1 pseudogene is annotated in these 826 nt (G+C 33.8%); it reads left to right on the plus strand.

What is annotated here, in order from left to right:
- Positions 1–94: 94 nt before the first annotated feature.
- Positions 95–784 (plus strand): annotated as a pseudogene (locus HMPREF9088_RS11225) (IS3 family transposase); the annotation flags it as partial.
- Positions 785–826: the final 42 nt, after the last annotated feature.

An 826-nucleotide genomic window follows, 5' to 3' on the forward strand; every position in this document is an offset into this window, starting at 1 on the left:
ATTATTTTTATAAGAACAAACCATTGACAGTTACAGAAATCAGAAATAATACGTTGAAAAAGAAGATTTCAACAATTTTTTTACGAATAAACAACGCTATGGCGCCACAAAGATCCATCAAGTTTTATTAAAAGAAGGTATTTCAGTGTCTCTTAAACATGTCCAAAAGCTAATGAAACAATTAAATTTAAGGTCGATTGTAGTTAAAAAATATAGACCTCAAAGATCTAATAGACTGATTATTTCAAAAGAGAACCTCTTAAATCAGGACTTTTCTACTAAGACTATCTGTGAGAAATGGGCAGCTGACATTACTTACATTCCTACTAAGAAAAATGGTTGGTGTTACTTATCTTCAATCATAGATTTACACACGAAAAAGATTATTAGCTATACATTTTCAAAACGAATGACTGTGGATTGTGTCATTCAAACGCTGAACAAAGCAAAAATGCATTATGACATTCCAGAAGGAATGATTCTACACACTGACTTGGGTAGCCAATACACAGCCAGAGAAGTGGAACAATGGCTTGAAACCAACAAAATAAGGCATTCTTATAGTAGAAAGGGAATACCTTATGATAATGCTGGAATCGAATCTTTCCATGCTTCATTGAAAAAGGACGAAGTCTACACGACTAGCTACTCAGATTTTGAAGAAGCAAATCGAGCACTATTTAGCTACATTGAAGGGTTTTATAACCGAAATCGAATCCATAGCTCGATTCACTATCTAACCCCACAGGAGTTTGAAGAGTTGGCAAAAGCAAATATGACGTAACAGTCTCTACTAAAATATGTCCAAGATATTGACTCAAATCCA

The sequence above is a fragment of the Enterococcus italicus DSM 15952 genome, assembly GCF_000185365.1.
In the GTDB taxonomy this organism is placed as follows: domain Bacteria; phylum Bacillota; class Bacilli; order Lactobacillales; family Enterococcaceae; genus Enterococcus_G; species Enterococcus_G italicus.